Source organism: Streptomyces sp. NPDC030143, from assembly GCF_055573695.1.
The window spans coordinates 1-2,496 of record NZ_JBVIAY010000059.1; the positions used below are offsets into that span (position 1 = coordinate 1).

The following is a 2,496-nucleotide window of genomic DNA, read 5'->3' on the forward strand; positions in this document are numbered from 1 at the left end:
GTCTCGTGACTGCGTGCCTTTTGAAGAATGAGCCTGCGAGTTTGCGGTGTGTTGCGAGGTTAACCCGAGTGGGGTAGCCGTAGCGAAAGCGAGTCCGAATAGGGCGGTGGAGTAGCACGCTCAAGACCCGAAGCGGAGTGATCTAGCCATGGGCAGGTTGAAGCGGAGGTAAGACTTCGTGGAGGACCGAACCCACCAGGGTTGAAAACCTGGGGGATGACCTGTGGTTAGGGGTGAAAGGCCAATCAAACTCCGTGATAGCTGGTTCTCCCCGAAATGCATTTAGGTGCAGCGTCGTGTGTTTCTTGCCGGAGGTAGAGCACTGGATAGGCGATGGGCCCTACCGGGTTACTGACCTTAGCCAAACTCCGAATGCCGGTAAGTGAGAGCGCGGCAGTGAGACTGTGGGGGATAAGCTCCATGGTCGAGAGGGAAACAGCCCAGAGCATCGACTAAGGCCCCTAAGCGTACGCTAAGTGGGAAAGGATGTGGAGTCGCACAGACAACCAGGAGGTTGGCTTAGAAGCAGCCACCCTTGAAAGAGTGCGTAATAGCTCACTGGTCTAGTGATTCCGCGCCGACAATGTAGCGGGGCTCAAGCGTACCGCCGAAGTCGTGTCATTGCAGCATGTACGCCCAACGGCGGCTGTGATGGGTAGGGGAGCGTCGTCTGCCGGGTGAAGCAGCACCGGAAGGTAGTTGTGGACGGTTGACGAGTGAGAATGCAGGCATGAGTAGCGATTCACACGTGAGAAACGTGTGCGCCGATTGACTAAGGGTTCCTGGGTCAAGCTGATCTGCCCAGGGTAAGTCGGGACCTAAGGCGAGGCCGACAGGCGTAGTCGATGGATAACCGGTTGATATTCCGGTACCCGCTGTGAAGCGTCAAACATCGAGCATCGTGATGCTAAGGCCGTGAAGCCGTTCCGGACCCTTCGGGGAATGGAAAGTGGTGGAGCCGCCGGACCAAGCGGTTAGTAGGTGAGTGATGGGGTGACGCAGGAAGGTAGTCCAGCCCGGGCGGTGGTTGTCCCGGGGTAAGGGTGTAGGCCGGTGTGTAGGTAAATCCGCACACCTTGTGGCTGAGACCTGATGCCGAGCCGATTGTGGTGAAGTGGATGATCCTATGCTGTCGAGAAAAGCCTCTAGCGAGTTTCATGGCGGCCCGTACCCTAAACCGACTCAGGTGGTCAGGTAGAGAATACCGAGGCGTTCGGGTGAACTATGGTTAAGGAACTCGGCAAAATGCCCCCGTAACTTCGGGAGAAGGGGGGCCATGTCTGGTGAGAGCACTTGCTGCTTGAGCTGGGTGTGGCCGCAGAGACCAGCGAGAAGCGACTGTTTACTAAAAACACAGGTCCGTGCGAAGCCGTAAGGCGATGTATACGGACTGACGCCTGCCCGGTGCTGGAACGTTAAGGGGACCGGTTAGTGCGCTTTCGGGCGTGCGAAGCTGAGAACTTAAGCGCCAGTAAACGGCGGTGGTAACTATAACCATCCTAAGGTAGCGAAATTCCTTGTCGGGTAAGTTCCGACCTGCACGAATGGCGTAACGACTTCTCGACTGTCTCAACCATAGGCCCGGTGAAATTGCACTACGAGTAAAGATGCTCGTTTCGCGCAGCAGGACGGAAAGACCCCGGGACCTTTACTACAGTTTGATATTGGTGTTCGGTTCGGCTTGTGTAGGATAGGTGGGAGACTGTGAAGCATCAACGCCAGTTGGTGTGGAGTCGCCGTTGAAATACCACTCTGGTCGTGCTGGATGTCTAACCTGGGTCCGTGATCCGGATCAGGGACAGTGTCTGATGGGTAGTTTAACTGGGGCGGTTGCCTCCTAAAGAGTAACGGAGGCGCCCAAAGGTTCCCTCAGCCTGGTTGGCAATCAGGTGTTGAGTGTAAGTGCACAAGGGAGCTTGACTGTGAGACCGACGGGTCGAGCAGGGACGAAAGTCGGGACTAGTGATCCGGCGGTGGCTTGTGGAAGCGCCGTCGCTCAACGGATAAAAGGTACCCCGGGGATAACAGGCTGATCTTCCCCAAGAGTCCATATCGACGGGATGGTTTGGCACCTCGATGTCGGCTCGTCGCATCCTGGGGCTGGAGTCGGTCCCAAGGGTTGGGCTGTTCGCCCATTAAAGCGGTACGCGAGCTGGGTTTAGAACGTCGTGAGACAGTTCGGTCCCTATCCGCTGTGCGCGTAGGAATATTGAGAAGGGCTGTCCCTAGTACGAGAGGACCGGGACGGACGAACCTCTGGTGTGCCAGTTGTTCTGCCAAGGGCATGGCTGGTTGGCTACGTTCGGGAGGGATAACCGCTGAAAGCATCTAAGCGGGAAGCCTGCTTCGAGATGAGTATTCCCACCTCCTTGAGAGGGTAAGGCTCCCAGTAGACGACTGGGTTGATAGGCCGGATCTGGAAGCACGGTAACGTGTGGAGGTGACCGGTACTAATAGGCCGAGGGCTTGTCCTCAGTTGCTCGCGTCCACTGTGTT

At 56.7% G+C, this 2,496-nt stretch carries 1 rRNA gene; it reads left to right on the forward strand.

The features are described 5' to 3' along the window. A 23S ribosomal RNA gene (locus ACZ4YY_RS37435) occupies nt 1–2,474 on the forward strand; the annotation flags it as partial. Nucleotides 2,475–2,496 lie beyond the last annotated feature (22 nt).